Below are 19,373 nucleotides of genomic sequence, written 5' to 3'. Positions count from 1 at the left end.
CGCATTTCAAAAAAATACTGATATTCCCAAGGCAAAATGCCGATAAGTTCTACATGAAAAACTGGAACGTATCTGCAATAACCTTCATGCTTTTGCCCATTTTTGCGTGGGCCACCCCAGGATCACTGACTTACCAAGGGCGCATTAAAAACTCCCTGGGGGACGCACTTGAAGTCAATGGCGTGCGCTTTGAGTTTTCGATCCTGAACCCGTCCGGCACCTGCATTCTCTACCGCGAAACCTCCGGCGCTATCGACATGCGCAACTCGTCCGGCATTTTCGATGTCCCCATTGGCACTGGCACTAAGAACTACCCCGCCTCCGCGAGCTTTAAACTGCTGGATAGCTTTGACAACAGCGCCACTCTCCCCTGTGAAGGTGGAGGAAGCTACACCCCTGTCGCTGATGCAAAACGTCTTTTGCGCGTCCAATTTCATGATGGCACGGGCTGGAAACTGATCACCCCTGACAATGAAATCCGCTCTGTCCCCTATGCAGGCCACGCCCAAACGGCGCAAATCGCCCAAAAACTTGGAACCAACTCCGCCAGCGACTTTGTGGCGAAGGCGTCCCTTCCACTGTGTACGGCAGGTCAGTATCTGCGTCACATCGCTCCAGCGGGCACCTTTGAGTGCGCGGCACCCGCCGTCAGTGGTGCCGATGTCACCGGAAATATTTCCGGCAGTGCTGCAGGTTTCACGGGCAACCTGACCGGCGATGTCAGCGGAACTCAAGCCAGCACCAGTGTCGATAAGATCAAAGGGGTTGCCGTGGATATGACCGGCATCGGCCCTGGTAAGGTGCTTAAATACGATGGCGCCAAGTGGGCGCCCGCAGATGACCAGGGAACCACGGGCGCATTGACCAGCCTGACCGGAGATGTATCTTCAACAGGAGCTCCCGCTGCCACAGTCGCTCTGAATGACAACGTGGTGACTTCTGCCAAAATTGCCGACAGCACCATCGTGAATGCTGATATCTCCCCAGGGGCCGCCATTGCCGACACCAAACTTGCCACGATCACAACCGCCGGCAAAGTTTCTGGAAGTGCGATCACCTCCGGCACTATCGGCGGCACGGCCGCCATCAATACCAGCGGGCTGATTCAAACCTCCGCAGGCTTGCGTGTGTATTCGGGCTCTAACTACGTGGAACTCAAAGCGCCCACATTGTCGCAAAACACAAGTTATGAACTTCCCGTCACTGACGGCGGCAATGGCCAACTTTTAACCACAGACGGCAACGGGAAATTATCATGGACCACAGTCACCTCCAGTGGGGGAACAGTGACAGGCGTTACGGCTTCAGCCCCACTGGCAAGCTCGGGCGGAACTGCTCCGGTGATTTCCTTAAACGATTCAGGCGTGGCTGTCGGCACCTATTCGAAGGTGACTGTGAACGCCAAAGGCCTGATCACGGCAGGGGCCAATGTCACCGCTGCCGAGCTTCCTAATTTAGCGGGCGATGTGACCTCCACCGCAGGTCTTAGCAATACCAAAGTTGAAAAGATCCAGGGGGTTTCTATCGCCAACACCGCCCCTTCCTTAGGACAGGTCCTGCTTTATGATTCCAGCAAATGGAATGTGCAATATTTTGGCTTTGGTGAGTTGCGATCCACCATCACGGGAACAGCGCAAATGCCTGCGTCATGTTCAACAGCAAATAAAACTCTGAACTGGAGTGCCATCACCGACACCTTCACTTGCGTGGACATTGCTATCGCCAACACCCAAGTTTCAGGCCTTGGAACTGCTTCCACCAAAAACTTCGGAACGGCCGCTGGCAACTTGGTCGAATTAGATGGCACAGGCAAAGTTCCCTCTTCGGTTCTGCCTGCGATGGGTGACAATCTTGGAAACCACACCGCGACCTCCCACTTAAATATGGCGACCTACAACATCACTGGAGCCGGAAGAGTTTATCTGGCTGATGGGGCGTGGAATGCTCCGTCGCTTACATTCAACAGCAGCCCGTCGACGGGACTTTCGAACAACGGAAGCAATATCGCCTTCACCTCCAATGGCAATCTTGCCATGACGTTGTCCCAAAGCAGTTTGAACTTAAATGGATCTTTTGCCCCGTACATGCGACTGGGCGGTGGTGCCTTTGGCGCTTCCAATCCGACGTATTCCTTCGGGGGCTACACCACCACGGGGATTTTCACGTCCTCGGGGGCTTTGGGATTCAGCTTGGCTGGCACTGAAAGAATGCGCATTGATTCTGCTGGCAATATGGGTTTGGGCACGACATCGCCTGCGTCCCTGTTGCACGTCGAAAAAAATCAAGATGCCGACACATCCGTCACTGTGCGAAACACTGACGACACCGGAACCTCCGCCGGCGCCAGATTCATAGCCAGCAACGAAAAAAATGGCGTCTGGTTTGGGATCTCTGGATCTGCCAACACCAACACAGGACTGGGAAATCCTGGCGACGCTTACATCTATAACGCCGCTGGGACCGCCACAGGCAAAAACTTTAATGTCATCAATAATCAGAGCGGGAACATTCAGTTCTTTGCCGGTTCAACTGCGGCATCTGCGCCCCGCATGGCAATCACCAGCGCAGGACAATTGGGTATCGGAACAACCACCCCCATTCAAAGACTGCATGTTGAAAATGGAAACATGCTGATCACGGGGACCGGCCCGGCTTACCAACTGAAGGAAACCGACACGACGGACCAAAACTGGCAGATCGGTATCAACGCTGGCAACCTGCGCTTCGCAACCCAAAACGATACGATGAGTTCTTCCTCGGAAAAGGTCACAATCAAACAAGACGGCAGCGTCGGTATCGGTGTCCCCGCACCCACAGCCAAGCTGGAAGTTGCAGGAACTATTCACTCCACTTCAGGTGGGATCAAGTTCCCTGACGGTTCGGTTCAAACGACAGCTGCAAACTCGGTCACATGGACCAGCCTTGGGCTGACGAGTTTGGGAACCGTCTCTATGGCCACTACGGCCGAGCAAAGCTTCACACTGCCGGTGGCGGCACAGACGGCGTCGCAGATATTGGTCTATTTACGATGCCTCAGTGGCAACACGACCACAAGTGGCGCTGACGATATTCGCGTCTATACGAAAGAGGGAGCGGCATCCTATGATCACTACCTCTTTGTGTACCCCTATTCCGGGCAACCAGCCGTGAGCTATAATTCAGGATCCTTCTGGCTACCAAAGACATCTGACAATAAGGTCTATTTGGCGCACTCATTTGCGCCAGGATCCACCAACACTTCATGCTACTTCTATATCACGGGGTACAAATAGAAAATTCTAAAGGACGTGGATCCAGCCCAGTAAGTGAAGCACTAAAAACAGCATCGCTGGCGCCAGAGTCATCAACGCCCGTTTGCGGAAGCCCGGGTTGGAAATTACCGCTATCAACGCGAACTTTGATACGTAACTTGCCAGGAGCGACGTCTCGATCAGACGCTCGTATTGAGCCCCGTCGATTTTACCAGCTGCCAGAAGTTGGGATGTGGAGATCAATGAACCATGCACCTCAAACAACGAGATGATGAACGTCAGAAGCATCAACCCCTGCCCCCCGGCCCACTCTTGCACGATTTTGGAAGCCGCAAGAATCAGAACAATGAAAACAGTCAGCTTCAGGGATGATTTCACATCCAAAATATCTTCAGTTCCCGTCATCACAGGATGAGGCTGGCGAGATTTGCGTCGCCAAAGAAGTGCAATCATCCCCCCCGTGATTAAACCCAGAATCGCAAAGTGAGGTCCCACAAGTTGAAATGCCTCCAGACCACCGGCGCTTATTAGAACGCCCGCCTGAATCAACATCGCCAGAATCGCACTTTGCATCGCGGCCATGCGCAAGGTCTGAGAACCGTTAGCCTCGTGACTTTCCTTGGCCAAGGTCACCGTGGTCGCGGTGCTGGAAAGAATTCCCCCCAGAAAGCCCGTCATGATGATTCCCGCTCTAGGTCCCACCCACAAAGTCAGCACCTCACCTGCAACCTGCAAGGCCGAAAGGGCAAAGAACATAAAAAGAATCTTCTGAGGACGGAAAAGTCCCCAGGGGTCTACCGGATGTGGTGGCACCAGTTTAGAGGCAACAAAAAGAAAGAGCAGGAATAACCCTGCTCTCACCCACTGATTTTTCATCAGGCCTTACACCATTTTGAAGCGAACACGTTTTGGACCTGCATTTTCGCCCAAACGGCGTTTGCGGTCTTCTTCGTACTCGGTGAAGTTGCCAGGGTAGAACTCAATTTTTGAATCCCCTTCAAAAGCCATGATGTGCGTACAGACGCGATCCAGGAACCAACGATCGTGCGAAATCACCACGGCAGATCCACCGAACTCAAGCAGCGCTTCTTCCAGTGCACGCATGGTGTTTACGTCAAGGTCATTCGTCGGCTCATCCAGAAGCAACAAGTTCGCGCCTTGTTTCAGAATCTTAGCCATATTCACGCGGTTTCTTTCACCCCCGGACAACTGACCAACTTTTTTCTGCTGGTCAGAACCCGAGAAGTTGAACCAGGACACATACTGACGAGCATTGATTTCACGCGTGCCCAACTGGATCACGTCGGCCCCACCGGAAAGCTCTTCATAGATCGTTTTATTAGGATCCAGAGTTTCACGAGTTTGATCAACGTAAGCGATCTTAACCGTGTCACCGACTTTGAAAGTGCCCCCATCAGGCTGTTCTTTGCCCGTGATCATACGGAACAACGTGGATTTACCCACCCCATTCGGCCCGATCACACCCACGATAGCCCCTTTAGGAATCGTGAAGCTGACATCATCCAGAAGAACTTTGTGGTTGTACGCCTTGGTGATGTTTTTTGCTTCGACAACGATATCACCCAAACGAGGTCCTGGTGGGATGTAGATAGACATCTCCTGGATTTTCTCTGGAGAAGCTTCTTTCAACAGGTTTTCATAGTTGGAAATACGTGCCTTGGATTTCGCCTGACGAGCCTTCGCCCCCTGACGGATCCAGTCCAACTCGCGCTCCAAAGTGCGCGCCTTGCGAGCCTGATCTTTGGCTTCGTTCGCCTGGCGTTTGTCTTTTTGCTCAAGCCAGCTTGTGTAGTTTCCTTTCCAAGGGATGCCTTCACCACGATCCAATTCAAGGATCCAGCCAGCCACGTTATCCAGGAAGTAACGATCATGCGTCACCGCGATGACAGTTCCCGGGAACTTGGACAGATATTGTTCAAGCCAAGCCACGGATTCCGCATCCAGGTGATTCGTCGGTTCGTCCAAAAGCAGGATATCTGGTTCAGACATGATCAAGCGGGCCAAAGCCACACGGCGCTTTTCACCCCCGGAAAGGTTTGTCACCGGGGAATCCCCGTCTGGACAGCGAAGAGCGTCCATGACGATTTCGATCTTTTGATCGACGTCCCAAGCCCCCAAAGCCTCCAGTTTTTCCTGAAGCACACCCTGTTTTTCGATCAGTTTGTTCATTTCATCCGGATCCAGATCCGGGTCAGAGAACTTGTCGTTGATCGCGTTGTATTCTTTCATCACTTTCGGAAGTTCGCCCATGCCTGCGAAGATGTTTTCTTTCACAGTCAGGGTTTCATCCAATTGCGGTTCTTGCTCGAAGTAACCGACTTTCATTGTTTTGGAAGGAAACGCTTCACCCAGGAAGTCCTTGTCCACACCTGCCATAATTCTAAGCAAAGTGGATTTACCAGAACCGTTCAGACCCAAAACGCCGATCTTAGCGCCATAGAAGTAAGAAAGATAAATATCCTTCAACACATATCTTTGTGGAGGATATACTTTACTTACGCCCTTCATTGTGTAGATAATCTCTTGAGACATGATGTCACACTCCTAAAAAGACCGTTTTCGGCAATGGTATTGATATACGCGAAGTAATCTACCAGCCCAAAAACGCTTGTCAAATGGAGTTCCATTTATCAGACTATCGGCCCCAGTGCAGGACGCGCTTTCAGATAGAAAAATCGGATTTCCGGTTTAAAAAGTGAGCAAACAGCTTAAAATAACGGATAGAAACTAGCATTTAATGAGTGGCAGCAACCTAGAACGGCAGCAAAATTTGAATACTGACACGCCGAATTCACCGGAGAAACCGGAGAAGCGTGAGACGTCGTCCAAAAAGTCCCTGTTCGGAAATCTGAACTCAGAGCTGAAACACGCCCTCAATGCCTGGGAAACCCTGACCGAAGAAGCTGCTAATAAGATCTCTCCAGACGAAGAACAGCTGCAGGAAGTCAAACGTCTGTTGGGTGAGCTTAAATCCAAACTGAATCAGTTCGACGAATAACTCGCTTCCTTTTTTGGACCTTGTTTTCACGCAAACTCTAAATAATTTAGGGCCTCTCATCTGCAAATTGGTCAATACTGGTGCAAATTTCATAAGAAGGGATTTGTATGCGTATTGCACCGGCAGTTCTTTTTGTACTTTCCTTGATAGGCTCAACATCTCACGCAACGGTTGACGCCAATACCCGCGTGGCACTCGTCGTGCAAGATATTCAATCAGAAGGCTCTGAGACTGATGCGTTCTTTATCGAGCGTGCACCTATTATCGGATGCTACGGGTTGCCCCAAGGGCCGGCTTTACAACAGTGGACAGCGGCATATAAAGTGCCAACAAATGTCGGCTGTGGCAGCCCCAACACTAAAGTAAATATCAACGCTTTAACTTGTGCCAAGGTCGTGAGCGCCAAAGAAGCTCCGGACTATATGTCATTTTCAGAAATCACTCTCGACATCTCCAGATGCAGCACTAAACACAATCCCGGCTTCATCAAAGCCGTTCGCGCGTCAGCAAAAATCAACTTCCCCCAATCCAACAAAAAGAAGGTCGTGAAACTAAATCTGATCAAATAAATCGAAGATTTCAACCTGAGGCCGGCACATCGTCATGCTTGGCAAGTTTTGACTGGGGCTTGGGGATGTTTGAAGCGGCAGGGGCCTTTGCCGACGCCACGACGGCACGAACCGCCGAAGGCGGCGGCAACCGAGCCCGGAAGGCGCGCCCCAGAGCTTCAGACAACCCCAAGACCCAGCCAAAACCGGCGCCCTAGGAACGATGATCGTGCTTGCTGCCCCCAAGGCATTCGGGACTGACGAAGTTCAAGGTGTCTTTTTGAGCTTCCCATTCTTTCGGAGTCAGGGCTTTTTGAGTCAGCGCATGCAGACCTGTCTGAAGTTCAGACTTTAAAAGTTCATTCACCAGCCTTTGACGGTCGATGCGGGATTTGCCTTCGAAGACCTCCGAAACCACCAAAACCTTAAAGTGAGTCTCACTGTTGGGTGGGACTGAGTGCATGTGACTTTCGTTTTCCACCCCCAGCTCCAGCGGAGCCAGGGATTGACTTAAAATATCACGAATTCTTTGTTCTCGAGATGACATGGACCTAGTGATTTCTTTTGTCGATTTTGGACTTGATCAGATCAATGCCCATTTTAGCCATGGCAAAGACACCTTTTTCTTCCAACTTCTTTTCCACGTCCTTGGCTTTGCGCAAAGCTTTTGCTGCCGCGACCTGCGCCAGAGGATTTCCCACCGGCAGACCTTCAAACTGCCCGTCTTTCACCCACTCATCGGCCACAGAGTCCGCCAATTCCATGACTTTGGGAGCCTTCTGACGGATCATCTCACTGCCGTAGAAATCCAGATGAATCTTCTGCGGTTCTTCCGATTTTGTATATTCCGGAGTTTCTTCCGCAAAGACCGGCGCTCCTTCAGAAATCATGTCCTTGGCTTCCAGAACAGTCTCTTGTGCCTTGACGCCTTCGTTCTGAGCTTCCGTGTTGATTTCCTGAGCTTCCTCCATCGTCACAGCAGCTTCGGCTTGAATTTCCTCGGCATCAGCCATGATCTCTTGCGTCTGCGCCTCATGATGAGGGCGACGTTTTTTGGAATGTTGGTGCTTCTTTTTTCCGTCGTAATCTTTGATCTCTGGCATGACACTTCCTTTTAAACAAATCCCAGCATTTCGCGGGTCACAAAATCATAATCGGATTTTACCGGAGATTTTCCGGCAAAAAGACTTTTTCCAGAACGCACGGTGTTTTTCACCTCGGAAGAAGTTCGAATATACCCCTTCATCAGAGAATCTTCAAAAGACTCAATGCACTTTTGTAAAAGCTCATGACTGAAGTTCTCACGACCGTCAAACTTGGTAAAGAGAACTTTCTTTTTAAACCCAAGACCGAAGTCCGCCTTAATATCCTCAAGCTCGCTTAAGTTCTTTTGCAACCCCAAAAACGCAAACTTATCCGGGTTCACCGGCAAAATGACCTCGTCCGAAGCCACGGTCACAGCGGTATTGGTGGCGCTCAGTGCGGGGGCGGTATCAATCAAAATCAAATCGTAGCGGTGTCTGATTTTTTCTAACGGGGTTTTCACGGCCTGCGCCCAGTTGCGATTGGAGTTCAAAAGGACACGATCCAGCACTGAGTTATTCAAACTAGACGGAATCAGATCGACGTGCGGCTCAACAAAGCGAACACACTCTTCGATGTTCTTTTTCTTTTCGACCACATCCACCCACACCGGAAGACTTTCGTCCTCAACTCCCAGGGCGAAACTCAGGTTTGCCTGCTGATCCAGATCAATGAACAACACACGTGCGCCGTACATAGCCGCACGCAAACCCATGTTCAGAACTGAAGTGGTCTTGGCCACCCCACCCTTCAGCATCTGGATGGAAATCACCTTCTGAGGATATTTATAACCCTCTGCCAACAGCAGAGTGCGGACCTCTTCCGGAAGAAGCCATGGGGATTTCAATTTCTTTTGCAGAACCACTTCAGCCTTGGCCTTCACTTGATTGGGAGCCAGCTCCATGAAGGAGGCTAAATCGCTGAGAGTGATGCAAAACTCTTGTTGCGCCAAAGTGGACATGAAAGACCTCCATCAGTCCCTCAAGCGTACAAGCGAGTTTTTGCCTTGAAAACACGCAGCGCACCAACCTGACCCTTCTCGTTATCGGGGTTCGGGAGCGCCCTCCAAATGCTGGGCTTCGTAGCGCAGAAGAGAGCGCATTTCTTCGATATCAAATTTGTAGGACCAAAGTAATTGCTCTCGCATTCGCTGAATTTGCAAGCGTTGCTCGGCACTTAGAGGACGCAGGGACTCGGCCATATGGACCAAGTGCAGATCCACCTCGCGCTTAAAGTCCCCATAATCCGTGTCATCTTCCTTGTCTAAAAACTCTAGAAATTCATCAATACTGGGGTTCATAGATCACCTCACCCCTCTCATTTTGCCAAAGCCGCCAGTCCCTGCACCACTTTGCTGCCCCATATTGCCAACAATCACCCCCCGGGCTAGACTGGCTCCCCAAGACACAAATACCTCCTGAAGGAGCTCCCGTGAATCTGCCGATTTTGGCACAAAGTCCGAAATGGATTGCAATTGATAAACCCGCCGGCGTCTCTGTTCACAACGAAGCCAATGATGTTTTGCACCTTCTGCATCGCCAGCTCGGTGTCCCCTTGGACAAATTGCACCTGGTTCATCGCCTGGACAAAGAAACCAGCGGCGTCCTCTTGGTCGCCAAGGACGCCACCACCGCCGGAAAAATGGCCGAGCAGTTTCAGAACCATCTGACTGAGAAAACTTATTACGCTGTTTTGCGCGGAAGTCTGCCCTTCAGCTCCGACTGGCTGGAATGGAATCAGCCTTTAAGTGACAAAGCCGAAGGGCGAAAGAACCCCCAGGGTATGAGCAAGGATCGTGTTCCCGCACAAACCCGGTATCGCATCACCCAAGCCAATATGTACTTTTCATTGGCGGAAGTTCGCCTGCTAACCGGACGCCAGCACCAGATTCGCAAGCACTCGGCCTTGGCCAAACACGCTATTCTTGGTGACTCCCGATATGGGGATCCAAAGTACAATGAACGCATTGCGGGAATATATCAGACCTCTCGCATGTTCCTGCATGCCGCAAAATTAGTGATCACTTTTGAGGGGGCCACCTTAACTTTTGAAGCCCCCTTGCCGGAAGAGTTCTTGAGACTAGTCCACCAGTGACGTCGGCAGGGCCCTGAAGATCGCACTGAGCATTTCAGCGCCCGCCTCTGGCACCACCTTATCCACTGTGTTGCGATGGGCGATGGGTGCCACTTTCAAATTCGACGTGTAATAACCCAGAGCCATGGCATGCGGCCCATAAATCGGCACAATCAGCTCTTGAAAGCCTGTGTCCGGTGGCAACACCGAAGCCGCCGACTCCACCAGTCCGTCCATCGGCGAAGCTTCCTCCGCAAATCTGTAACTGGGGGTTTTCAAAAAACCTTCCCACAAACTGCGATGAGTCACCCCATCCAAGCCTTCGGGCACGGCGGGCATGCTAAGCCACTTCATATTCGGGAAAAGGCGTTGAACAGTCTTTGGATCATGACCTTGCCAAGGGTCCTCAGCCAAAGAGGAAATACCCTCTTTGGTCTCGGATCGCCCCGTCACCGTCAGTGTGGTTTTTACGAACCGTGGAATCAGACCTTTGCTTTCCATCACATAGTTCGCAACAAACGACGGACGAATCACTCCAGCCAGGGACACCATCAGCTTCACTTTTTCACGTTCTTGCAACGGCAGGGATTCACCGTGATTCAGGAAGAAGGTGATAAAATCAGCGACACCTTTACTCGCGGCCACCAACACAACTTTCTTCAGCCTTGGCAAGCGCTGCGCCAGCATCCGCTTTAGCATCACGGCATTGTAATCACTGCCAAGCTCAGCATCGACCCTCAGCATTTCAGATGCAAATCCCATCCGCCGCAGTTCTTCGGCGGCCCTTTGGATCAAAGCGGCGTTCTTGCTTTTTTCCCCACCAATGCCCAACACCAGATACACCCCAATGTCTTGGCGTTGATCTAGGGGGATGGTGGCCAAAGAATCAGGATATGTTCTATGAATGTCGCGAGTGGTTTCGATAATACGCTTACGCATCTCGCCCTTGGAAGCATCCCTGTCACGAATCAGATTTACAAAGACATCGCGGGAAACCGCCAGACCATTGTGATAGGCCACGTGGCGGGCATATTTTAACAAATCCAGTTCCCCTTCGCCGGAATAGTGTGTCGGTAGCGGCGAAACGACCTTCTTGCCGCAAGCTCCTCCACTGACGAAAATGCCCCAACATTGCCTTATTTCCCAAGGAGCATCGGCTCTGACAGAAATTTTATTCCAATCTATATTCACCACATGACTGTCCCGGGCCATCAGGCGGTTGACCCGAAACTGGCGCAGAAATTTAGATTCGGCATTGTATTCCAGATGAGAAGCTTTGCTGGTCAGATAAGGCTGAAAGACCGGGGGGATTTCATGCCAGCCTGTTTCCGGTAAGTTCAGTTGGGGCATCGCTGCACTCACGGTTTGACTTAATAACATCGTCGCCATCAATGTTTTCAGATTCCAAATCTTCATACTGCTTTACCAGAAAGAGCGTCTCACAATGAGACACTCTTTGCTACCGCCTCCATAGGGCTTTTAAAACTGCGAAGACGGTGCCAGACAAAATCCTGACGGCAATCAAATGAACGAGGTTTTACTGATGAAGACTTGTTGAACGCCTTGACAGCGGGACGTTTGCAGCGCCTGTTGTTTCAACGGAGCTTGCGAACGGTGATTTATTTTTTGGTGTTACTTCCAAGCTTGCTATCAAGTTTGGACAGGAAACTTGCCACAAGATCTTCGCGTTCTTGCCCCACCACAGGGCGTGCGCCCATGGGGAACTCGGTGTAAAGCTCTTTGGGAAGCTCTAACAGGAATCGCGACGGCGCCACAGGTTTTACAACCCCATTGCGCTTGCGCTGCTGACAGCGGGACATCACCAGACGTTTCTTGGCGCGAGTCACACCGACATAGAACAACCGGCGCTCTTCATCGATGTCCGATCCCAGATTTTTATGCGGCAGAAGGTCTTCTTCCAGGCCGGCCAGAATCACCACCGGGAACTCCAGTCCCTTCGACGCATGCAAGGTCATCAGTTGAACTTTATTTTCCAGCTCTTCTTCGGACAGATCATCACGCAGAAGCATTGAGTCCACAAAGGACTTGATGCATTCCACATCATAAGAACGACGACCCAGATAAGAATCCAGAATACGGCCTAAAATTTCGACCACCATCCATTTTTTTTCGGCACTGGTCGGATCCGCCGCGGTCCCATAAACGTACTCGCGATAACCGATATCCTGGAAGATCTGCACCATCTTGGCCCCCGGCGAAGACCCCACCTGGAAATCCAAAATATTCTTGGGAAGATTTTCAATGAACAACATCAGGTCTTCAATCGCAGCACCGGCTTTGTCCTGCACGCCTGCTTCTTGCCAGAAACGGCACGCATCAACGAAATTGATGCGTTTTTTCAAAGCAAACTCACCGAGCTTTTCAATCGTGGTGTCACCGATTCCGCGTGAAGGGACATTGATGATACGACGAAGAGACACTTCATTCGGAGCCAGGGCCTGCTTCAGGTAAGCCATCAGATCCTTGATCTCACGACGGTCAAAGATCGAAGTTCCGCCCGAAATATGGTAAGGAATGTTCGCCCGGCGCAATGAGGATTCAATCAGCCCCCCTTGCGTGTTGGAACGATAAAGCACGGCCATGTCCTTGTAGGTATGGCCCTGCCTTTGGAAGTTCAGAATTTCACTGACGACGAACTCACACTCGTCCTCTTCCCGCTCCAGAATAAACAGCTCTGGCTTCTGACCAGTGTCTTCTGCGACCTGCGGACGCAGGATTTTGCCATGACGATTTTTATTTTTGGAAATTGCGGCGTTCGCCACCGCCAAAATTTCCGCCGAAGATCGATAGTTGCGTTCAAGCTTGATCACTTCACAAGGCGTGAATTCCTGCGGGAAGTTCAGAATATTCTTCACCTCCGCCCCACGCCAGCCGTAAATGGACTGATCATCGTCACCCACCACAGCAATGTTGTTGTGGCTTTTTACAATCTGAGCAATCAAATCCATCTGCAGACGATTGGTGTCCTGAAACTCATCAACCATGACCTGCGTGAACATCCCCTGCACTTTTTCCAGAATGTCGGGGTTTTCTTTAAACAAGGTGATGGGCTTGATCAGAAGGCCCTCAAAATCCACCACACCCAGATGTTCCAGGCGCTTGATGAACTTCGGCGTCAGCACTTCGACCATCTCATGGTATTCATCAAAAGCTTCCGTCTGCGGGGCCATGCCCGTACGACGATCATTGATCATGTTCAAAATCTTGTCGGCATCAAACTTATCTTTGCCGGAATTTTTGATGTCTTTGATCAGATCTTTAACAATGGAATTGCAATCGCTTTGATCGACAATGCCAAAATATGGAGAAAGTCCCGCATGCTTGTGAAACCGACGCAGAATCTGCAATCCGAAGGAGTGAAAAGTACCGGCCCACATACCCGTGCCGGAGCTGCCCAGTTTGGCCCCCACGCGATGCTTCAGCTCGCGCGCGGCTTTGTTGGTAAAAGTCAGCACGCAGATTTCCTGAGCCTGTGCCACACGCTCGGAAATCAGTCGCCCGGTTCTGGAAACCAGAACTGTTGTCTTGCCTGAACCGGCCCCCGCCAAAATTAACAAAGGCCCGAAGTTGTGCTTCACGGCCTTTTGTTGTTCGGGGTTGAGCCCCTTAAACCAATCCATTAATTTTTATTCTTTCAAAAACTACTGACGATTGTGGATCAAAGTACGAACTTCGTCTTCAAACACAACTTCAATTTTATCAGTCAATGCATCCTTGATGAAACCCATACCGAACTTAGGATGTTGAAGTTTGGTGTTCTTTTCGAACTTGCCCTTCATATTGTAAGTCGCGGTGGCTGCGTTTTCATTCGCCATCAGCATTTCGTATTCGTTGCGGTGGCTGGATTTACGTGAACTCATTGTCTGCTCGCGCTTTTTCGCAGCGGCACCAGTCAATGGCTTACCTGTCTTCGTCTGAGCTTTAGGAAGAGAATACGTCTTTTGAGAGCCACAGATTTCGCATTTGATTTTTGCGGAAGTCGCTGAAGTGTGAGCCAAAACAACGTGGTATCTATCAGCATCACATTTTTTACAGAACGCAAAAAAGGATTTCGCGACGGGTGGCAGGGTATTCATCGACATGGTTTCTTCCTATCTAGTATTGTTGTTTCAAACTGTAAATCATCAACTGTTCATCAAGCTTCTTCTGGGCGATCTCTCCGGCGCTGAGATAGAACGGCCCTTCGTTGCGCTCAATGCGCTGCTGGAAGCTCAACATGCTCTCTTCCTTCTTCGGATCGATAAAGGTGCCGGTCGGTCCGTAGTTTTCCAAGAACGCCAGGTCCGGTTCCTTATTGAAGAACTTTTCCCAGCACTGAGTGTTTACCTGTACACGGTAAGTAATAGTTTTAGCATGAGAATGCACCGGAGCGTAAGCCCCAATTACTTCTAAATGGCCATAATGCGAGTGCAGCTTCAAAGCCGGACTTCCCCACTGAGTCATTCCGGAGCATTGCTCCACGTTCGCGTACCAAAGCCCAAAGGCCTTGGACAGGAAACCTAGACCATAAAACTGTTCTTCCTTTGGCAACAGGGAGTTTATAGAGCACAGGTTGTGGGCCACCCACTCGCCCTTGTGCATGGTCGGGATGATGATAAACAACGACAACGGAATCCAGTCCATGTCATCCAGGGATTCCACCTCTTTCAAGACGCCAGAGGTTTTAATGGGCGACAACGACGCTGGGAACTTTTTAGGGTCCAGCGCCTCACGCGCCGCCTTGGAAAGAGCTGATGGACGAGCGGCAAAACCCGCCACGAATCCCGGCATCACCGCACAGTCGTAAAAAACCCAACGCGGCATGGCCATGTTCGAGGGCCCGAAAGCACGCTCTTCCAGGGAGTAAATACGGTCAGCAAAGGCGAGTTCTTTGACGTCCAGAGGGTTCTTGATGACCGGAGCCTGAGTAAACCAGTTCAGACGATGCACCGACCCCGGTTGAGCGATCTGATTTTCCGGACGTACAAAGACGTAAGGTCTGATGTCATCCTGATTCATCCAGTTCGCTTTGGCCAATAGTGGGTTCATATCTCTCCAGTTCTTAAGTTGCTTCAGCTTGCGCGCCTACCGGCGCTCCAGCTCTGCCGACTGCCGCCGATGCCTACCGGCGCTCCGGCGGGGCCGAGCCGACCATGCTTTCTGGTTTTACTATGTTATCAAACTCTTCGCCAGAAAGGAGTCCAAGATTGATGGCTTCTTCGCGCAGTGTTGTGCCGTTTTTATGGGCAGTTTTGGCAATCTTGGCGGCATTGTCGTAACCAATGTGAGGATTCAGAGCTGTTACCAGCATTAAAGACTGCTCCAGGTGCTTCTGAATTTGTTTATGGTTGGCTTCAATGCCAGAAACGCAGTGATCGGTGAAGGATTCGCAGGCGTCTGCCAGCAGGCGAATCGAGTTGAGCACATTAAACACAATCAAAGGCTTAAAGACATTCAGCTCAAAGTGCCCGGTCGCCCCACCGATGCTGACAGCCACGTGATTTCCCATCACCTGGGCACAGACCATCGTCATGGCTTCACTTTGCGTCGGATTGACCTTCCCCGGCATGATGGAGCTTCCCGGTTCATTTTCTGGCAAATGCAGCTCCCCGATGCCGCAACGAGGGCCCGAGCCCAAAAGACGAATGTCATTGGCGACCTTCATCAAAGACACGGCAGCGGAGTTCAGCGCACCACTGACCTCCACCAACGCATCATGCGAGGCCAAAGCTTCAAATTTATTTTCCGCCGAGACAAAGGGAATTCCTGTTTCTTTGGCGATCTCTGCCGCCGCTTCCACGGCAAACTTCGGATGTGTGTTCAGCCCCGTCCCCACAGCGGTGCCACCCAATGCCAATTCGTACAGATGAGGCAAAGTGTTCTTCACACGCTGAATGGTGTGCTTTAGTTGCGTGGCATAGCCAGAGAACTCCTGCCCCAAGGTCAAAGGTGTTGCATCCATCAAATGCGTGCGACCGATTTTAACAATGCTTTGAAACTCTTTTTGTTTGTGTTCCAGGGCTTTATGCAGTTTTTCAAGCATCGGCAACAGGCGATGATGAATCTGCTCGCCCACGGCAATGTGCATGGCTGTGGGGAAGGTGTCGTTGGAAGACTGACCTTTATTGACGTCATCATTGGGATGCACTTCCTTGCTGGGAAGTTTCACACCCATCATGTCCATCGCCCGATTGGCGATAACTTCGTTGGCATTCATGTTCGTCTGAGTGCCAGACCCCGTCTGCCACACCACCAGCGGGAAATGAGCATCCAGCTTCCCCTGAATCACTTCGTCAGCAGCCTTCACGATCAGGTCGGCTTTTTTTGTATCTAAGATCCCCAGTTTTTGATTGGTCAAAGCAGCTGATTTCTTCAAGATCCCCAGAGCACGGATCATTTCACGCGGAAAGCGATCCCCGCCGATACGGAAATTCTGCGTGGATCTTTGAGTCTGAGCCCCCCAGAACTTGTCTGCGGGAACCTGCACCTCACCCATGGTGTCTTTTTCAATTCTAAATCCGCTGCCTGACATACCTAAACTCCTTTGCGAGCGACCTGGCCGACATGGGCCTGATCGGTGGGATAAATCACAAGTTCCTGAATGTTCACATGGGCCGGCCGCGCCGCACACCACGCGATTGTTTCTGCAATGTCCTTGGCCATCAATGGCGTCATGCCTTCGTAGACCTTGTCGGCTTTGGCCTGATCTTTCAGCCTCACCACAGAAAATTCCGTGTTCACCATGCCCGGTTCAATATTCGTCACCCGAATTCTGGTGCCCAGCAAATCCATGCGAAGCCCCTCGGATAAAGCACGCACCGCAAATTTGGTGGCACAGTACACTCCCCCGCCCGGATAGGTCCATCGGCCCGCGACCGAGCCTAAGTTTATAATATGGCCCGAGTTCTTTTTCACCATGTGTTCCACCACTCCGCGGGTCATGAAAAGCAACCCTTTAACGTTGGTGTCGATCATGGTTTCCCAGTCATCTAATGACGCTTCCTGCATTTTTTCGACTCCGCAGGCAAGACCGGCGTTGTTCACCAGAATTTCGACCTGAGCCAGGTCCGCCGCATGCGCCTTCATGAATTCACTGACTTCAAAACGATCTGAAACATCGAAACTGGCCAGCTTCACCTGCACTGCTGGAAATGCGATCTTTAGTGCCTTTTGCAGCTCTTGCAATTTTTCGTAGCGACGCCCGGTCGCCAGAATAGAAAACCCCTGCTCTGCCAAAGAGTGAGCCGTGGCCCAGCCAATGCCCGAAGTTGCCCCGGTAATAAGTGCCCATTTTGTCATAATTCACCTCACCCCCCGACGATAGCAGGCAGTGAGGTCCTTGGGTATGCCACATGGTTTTCACAACCCCGCGCGACGCGGCGCCTTAGCAAAAGTTCCGGCGTACCTCTGAGGGGGAAATTCTGATAGTTTCGCGGACTATGAAATGTCCTTGTGGTTCTGAAAAAAATTATTCTGTGTGCTGTGGTGTTTATCATTCAGGTGAGGCTTTGGCCCCAACGGCGGAAGCACTGATGCGTTCGCGCTATTCTGCTTTTGCGAAAAATCAAATGCAGTATCTTCGTGATACGACCGATCCTCAGACTTTGGATCTGATCGACGATGAGGCCAATAAAGAATGGGCAGAGCGTGCCAAGTTTCTAAAGCTGGAAATCGTCAGCGCCGAAGAAAAAGGCACCAAGGGCCTTGTTGAATTTAAAGCCTATTACAGCATCGATGATGAAGAGTACATCCATCACGAAGTCAGCACGTTCCGCAAACAGGCTGGCGAATGGTTCTTTAAGTCCGGTAAAATCAAAGGGGAAAAAACCAAATGAAGTACTGGTTGATGAAGTCAGAGCCTGACGTTTTTTCTTTGGATCAGCTTAAAAAAGACAAAACCACCTGGTGGAATGGCGTGCGCAACTATCAGGCGCGCAATTTCATGATGAAAGACATGCAAGTGGGTGATGCGGTTTTGTTCTATCACTCCAATGCCACGCCCCCCGGAGTTGCGGGGTTGGCTCGGATTTCCAAGCTGGCGGAGCCGGATCAGGAACAATTCGATAAAAAGTCCGAATACTTTGACCCAAAAGCCACCAAGGATAAACCCATCTGGTACTGTGTTCAGGTCGAATACGTCGCGCACTTTAAGAACTTCGTCAGTCTTCAGGACCTGCGCGACAATGAAAAGCTTTCTGAAATGCTGGTTCTGCAAAAAGGTTCTCGCCTTTCCATTCAGCCTGTTGATAAAAAGCACTTCGATATCGTCAAAAAAATGGGCGGTAGCACGCCGTAAAATTCATTTCTTCTTTGTCGCTGCGTCGTCGCCGTACAGTAAGTACGACTTCCCCCTCGCTTCGCGAATAAATGAATGTTACGGCATACTCTTAAGGCAGGAAAATGAAGTTGTTTTTAGCTCCGATGGAAGGTGTGGTGGACTGGGTGATGCGTGATACGCTGACCCGGATTGGTGGCATTGATCAATGTGTCACTGAATTCCTGCGCGTCACCGATCGTCTGCATCCTGAAAGTGTCTTCTATAAAAACTGCCCGGAACTTAAAACGGGATCCCGCACTCGCTGGGGCACTCCGGTCTTTGTCCAACTTCTTGGCGGTCAGGCCGAGCCTTTGGCTCTCAATGCCCAGCGGGCTGTCAAACTGGGGGCTTTGGGTGTGGATCTGAACTTTGGTTGCCCGGCAAAGACCGTCAATCGGCATGATGGAGGCGCCAGTCTTTTGAAGTCCTGCGATCGGGTTTTTGACATCGTCAAAACAGTTCGCCAGGCCGTGCCCGCAGAAGTTCCCGTCACCGCGAAAATCCGTCTGGGTTTTGACGACCCGACAAAATGTCTGGAAATTGCCCAGGCAGTTGAAGAAGCCAATGCCACTTGGTTGACGGTTCACTGCCGCACGAAAACCGATGGCTACAAACCACCGGCTTACTGGGACTGGATTCCGAAGATCAAAGAAAAGACCAAGATCAAACTGATTGCCAATGGCGAAATCTGGAACGTCAGTGACTTTAACCGCTGTGTGGAAGTCACCCAATGCGAAGACTACATGATCGGCCGCGGGGTGATGTCCAATCCATTCATCTTCCGCCAGATCAAACAAAGTCTGCAACAAGAACCCGTCGAGGAAATGAGCTGGGAACGCGCGCGCCCTCTGCTGCCACAGTTTTTTGACGCCAGCACCTTATACATCAACGACTACTTCGCTGTTTCACGCACCAAACAGTGGCTCAAAGCCCTGTCTTTGAAAAACCCGGAAGCCAAACAAGTCTTTGACGAAATCAAAGTCCTAAAAAAGCCCTCCGAATTCAAATCAAAACTAGAATCCATCTGCCTCTAGGAAAAGGTGCCTGGTTGTTTTTTCTGGCTACTACGCAGCAGCCACACA

The 19,373-nt window shown here is 50.9% G+C and carries 19 protein-coding genes; 7 read left to right on the top strand and 12 right to left on the bottom strand.

The features are described from left to right. Nucleotides 1–53 precede the first annotated feature (53 nt). On the top strand, nt 54–3,272 hold the full coding sequence (locus ACZ5ZZ_RS05645; protein ID WP_464141645.1) for a beta strand repeat-containing protein: 3,219 nt from the start codon (nt 54–56) through the stop codon (nt 3,270–3,272). A 6-nt stretch (nt 3,273–3,278) separates the two neighbouring features. On the opposite strand, the gene ACZ5ZZ_RS05640 is transcribed toward ACZ5ZZ_RS05645, so the two are convergent. Together ACZ5ZZ_RS05640 and ettA are read right to left on the bottom strand one after the other, a co-directional pair. Next, on the bottom strand, nt 3,279–4,127 hold the full coding sequence (locus tag ACZ5ZZ_RS05640) for a DUF4010 domain-containing protein (RefSeq protein WP_464141644.1): 849 nt from the start codon (nt 4,125–4,127) through the stop codon (nt 3,279–3,281). 6 nt (nt 4,128–4,133) lie between these two features. Further along, entirely contained in the window at nt 4,134–5,804 is a 1,671-nt protein-coding gene (gene ettA, locus ACZ5ZZ_RS05635; protein WP_464117625.1) for an energy-dependent translational throttle protein EttA, read from the bottom strand. Nucleotides 5,805–6,009: 205 nt separating this feature from the next. Here ettA and ACZ5ZZ_RS05630 point away from each other — a divergent pair, with 205 nt between their 5' ends. After that, complete coding sequence (locus tag ACZ5ZZ_RS05630) at nt 6,010–6,270, top strand: hypothetical protein (RefSeq protein WP_464134215.1); 261 nt, start codon at nt 6,010–6,012, stop codon at nt 6,268–6,270. A 107-nt stretch (nt 6,271–6,377) separates the two neighbouring features. Next, nucleotides 6,378–6,839 carry a hypothetical protein gene (locus ACZ5ZZ_RS05625; RefSeq protein ID WP_464141642.1) on the top strand — a complete coding sequence of 154 codons (462 nt, stop codon included), beginning with the start codon at nt 6,378–6,380 and terminating at the stop codon, nt 6,837–6,839. Nucleotides 6,840–7,032: 193 nt separating this feature from the next. Here ACZ5ZZ_RS05625 and ACZ5ZZ_RS05620 read toward each other — a convergent pair whose 3' ends face one another. The 4 genes from ACZ5ZZ_RS05620 to ACZ5ZZ_RS05605 form a co-directional block, all read right to left on the bottom strand. Beyond that, complete coding sequence (locus ACZ5ZZ_RS05620) at nt 7,033–7,365, bottom strand: BolA family protein (RefSeq protein WP_464141641.1); 333 nt, start codon at nt 7,363–7,365, stop codon at nt 7,033–7,035. Nucleotides 7,366–7,369: 4 nt separating this feature from the next. Further along, a complete protein-coding gene (locus ACZ5ZZ_RS05615) occupies nt 7,370–7,921 on the bottom strand; it encodes a hypothetical protein (protein WP_464134209.1) in 552 nt (183 codons plus the stop codon). An 11-nt stretch (nt 7,922–7,932) separates the two neighbouring features. Continuing rightward, the gene (locus tag ACZ5ZZ_RS05610; protein ID WP_464141639.1) at nt 7,933–8,862 is read right to left on the bottom strand and encodes a ParA family protein; all 930 of its coding nucleotides are present in this window, start codon (nt 8,860–8,862) and stop codon (nt 7,933–7,935) included. An 81-nt stretch (nt 8,863–8,943) separates the two neighbouring features. Further along, entirely contained in the window at nt 8,944–9,201 is a 258-nt protein-coding gene (locus ACZ5ZZ_RS05605; protein WP_464134207.1) for a hypothetical protein, read from the bottom strand. Nucleotides 9,202–9,332: 131 nt separating this feature from the next. Between ACZ5ZZ_RS05605 and ACZ5ZZ_RS05600 the strand changes: the two genes are divergently transcribed. Next, the gene (locus ACZ5ZZ_RS05600) at nt 9,333–9,995 is read left to right on the top strand and encodes an RluA family pseudouridine synthase (RefSeq protein ID WP_464141637.1); all 663 of its coding nucleotides are present in this window, start codon (nt 9,333–9,335) and stop codon (nt 9,993–9,995) included. Here ACZ5ZZ_RS05600 and ACZ5ZZ_RS05595 read toward each other — a convergent pair. The 6 genes from ACZ5ZZ_RS05595 to ACZ5ZZ_RS05570 form a co-directional block, all read right to left on the bottom strand. Beyond that, nucleotides 9,981–11,390 carry a hypothetical protein gene (locus ACZ5ZZ_RS05595; protein ID WP_464141636.1) on the bottom strand — a complete coding sequence of 470 codons (1,410 nt, stop codon included), beginning with the start codon at nt 11,388–11,390 and terminating at the stop codon, nt 9,981–9,983. The genes ACZ5ZZ_RS05600 and ACZ5ZZ_RS05595 overlap by 15 nt on opposite strands. Nucleotides 11,391–11,593: 203 nt before the next feature. Next, on the bottom strand, nt 11,594–13,615 hold the full coding sequence (locus tag ACZ5ZZ_RS05590) for an ATP-dependent helicase (protein WP_464141634.1): 2,022 nt from the start codon (nt 13,613–13,615) through the stop codon (nt 11,594–11,596). A 21-nt stretch (nt 13,616–13,636) separates the two neighbouring features. Then, nucleotides 13,637–14,077 (bottom strand): hypothetical protein, encoded by a 441-nt coding sequence (locus ACZ5ZZ_RS05585; RefSeq protein WP_464117639.1) that lies wholly within the window; start codon nt 14,075–14,077, stop codon nt 13,637–13,639. Nucleotides 14,078–14,090: 13 nt separating this feature from the next. Next, complete coding sequence (locus ACZ5ZZ_RS05580) at nt 14,091–15,023, bottom strand: hypothetical protein (RefSeq protein ID WP_464117640.1); 933 nt, start codon at nt 15,021–15,023, stop codon at nt 14,091–14,093. Between the two features lie 73 nt (nt 15,024–15,096). Beyond that, complete coding sequence (gene fumC / locus ACZ5ZZ_RS05575; RefSeq protein ID WP_464141632.1) at nt 15,097–16,506, bottom strand: class II fumarate hydratase; 1,410 nt, start codon at nt 16,504–16,506, stop codon at nt 15,097–15,099. Nucleotides 16,507–16,508: 2 nt separating this feature from the next. Further along, entirely contained in the window at nt 16,509–17,276 is a 768-nt protein-coding gene (locus ACZ5ZZ_RS05570; protein WP_464142367.1) for an SDR family NAD(P)-dependent oxidoreductase, read from the bottom strand. 137 nt (nt 17,277–17,413) lie between these two features. On the opposite strand from ACZ5ZZ_RS05570, the gene ACZ5ZZ_RS05565 reads away from it, so the two are divergent. The 3 genes from ACZ5ZZ_RS05565 (at nt 17,414) to ACZ5ZZ_RS05555 (ending at nt 19,325) form a co-directional block, all read left to right on the top strand. Beyond that, nucleotides 17,414–17,809 carry a YchJ family protein gene (locus ACZ5ZZ_RS05565; protein ID WP_464117643.1) on the top strand — a complete coding sequence of 132 codons (396 nt, stop codon included), beginning with the start codon at nt 17,414–17,416 and terminating at the stop codon, nt 17,807–17,809. After that, nucleotides 17,806–18,270: an EVE domain-containing protein gene (locus ACZ5ZZ_RS05560; RefSeq protein WP_464117644.1), complete on the top strand. Its 465-nt coding sequence runs from the start codon at nt 17,806–17,808 to the stop codon at nt 18,268–18,270. The genes ACZ5ZZ_RS05565 and ACZ5ZZ_RS05560 overlap by 4 nt, the downstream gene beginning before the upstream one ends. 104 nt (nt 18,271–18,374) lie before the next feature. Next, nucleotides 18,375–19,325, top strand: a complete 951-nt coding sequence (locus tag ACZ5ZZ_RS05555; protein ID WP_464117645.1) for a tRNA dihydrouridine synthase — start codon at nt 18,375–18,377, stop codon at nt 19,323–19,325. Nucleotides 19,326–19,373 lie beyond the last annotated feature (48 nt).

It is taken from the genome of Bdellovibrio sp. HM001 (assembly GCF_055397275.1).
Note: the sequence above shows the minus strand (reverse complement) of the source record. Positions and strands in the feature narration are given on the sequence as shown.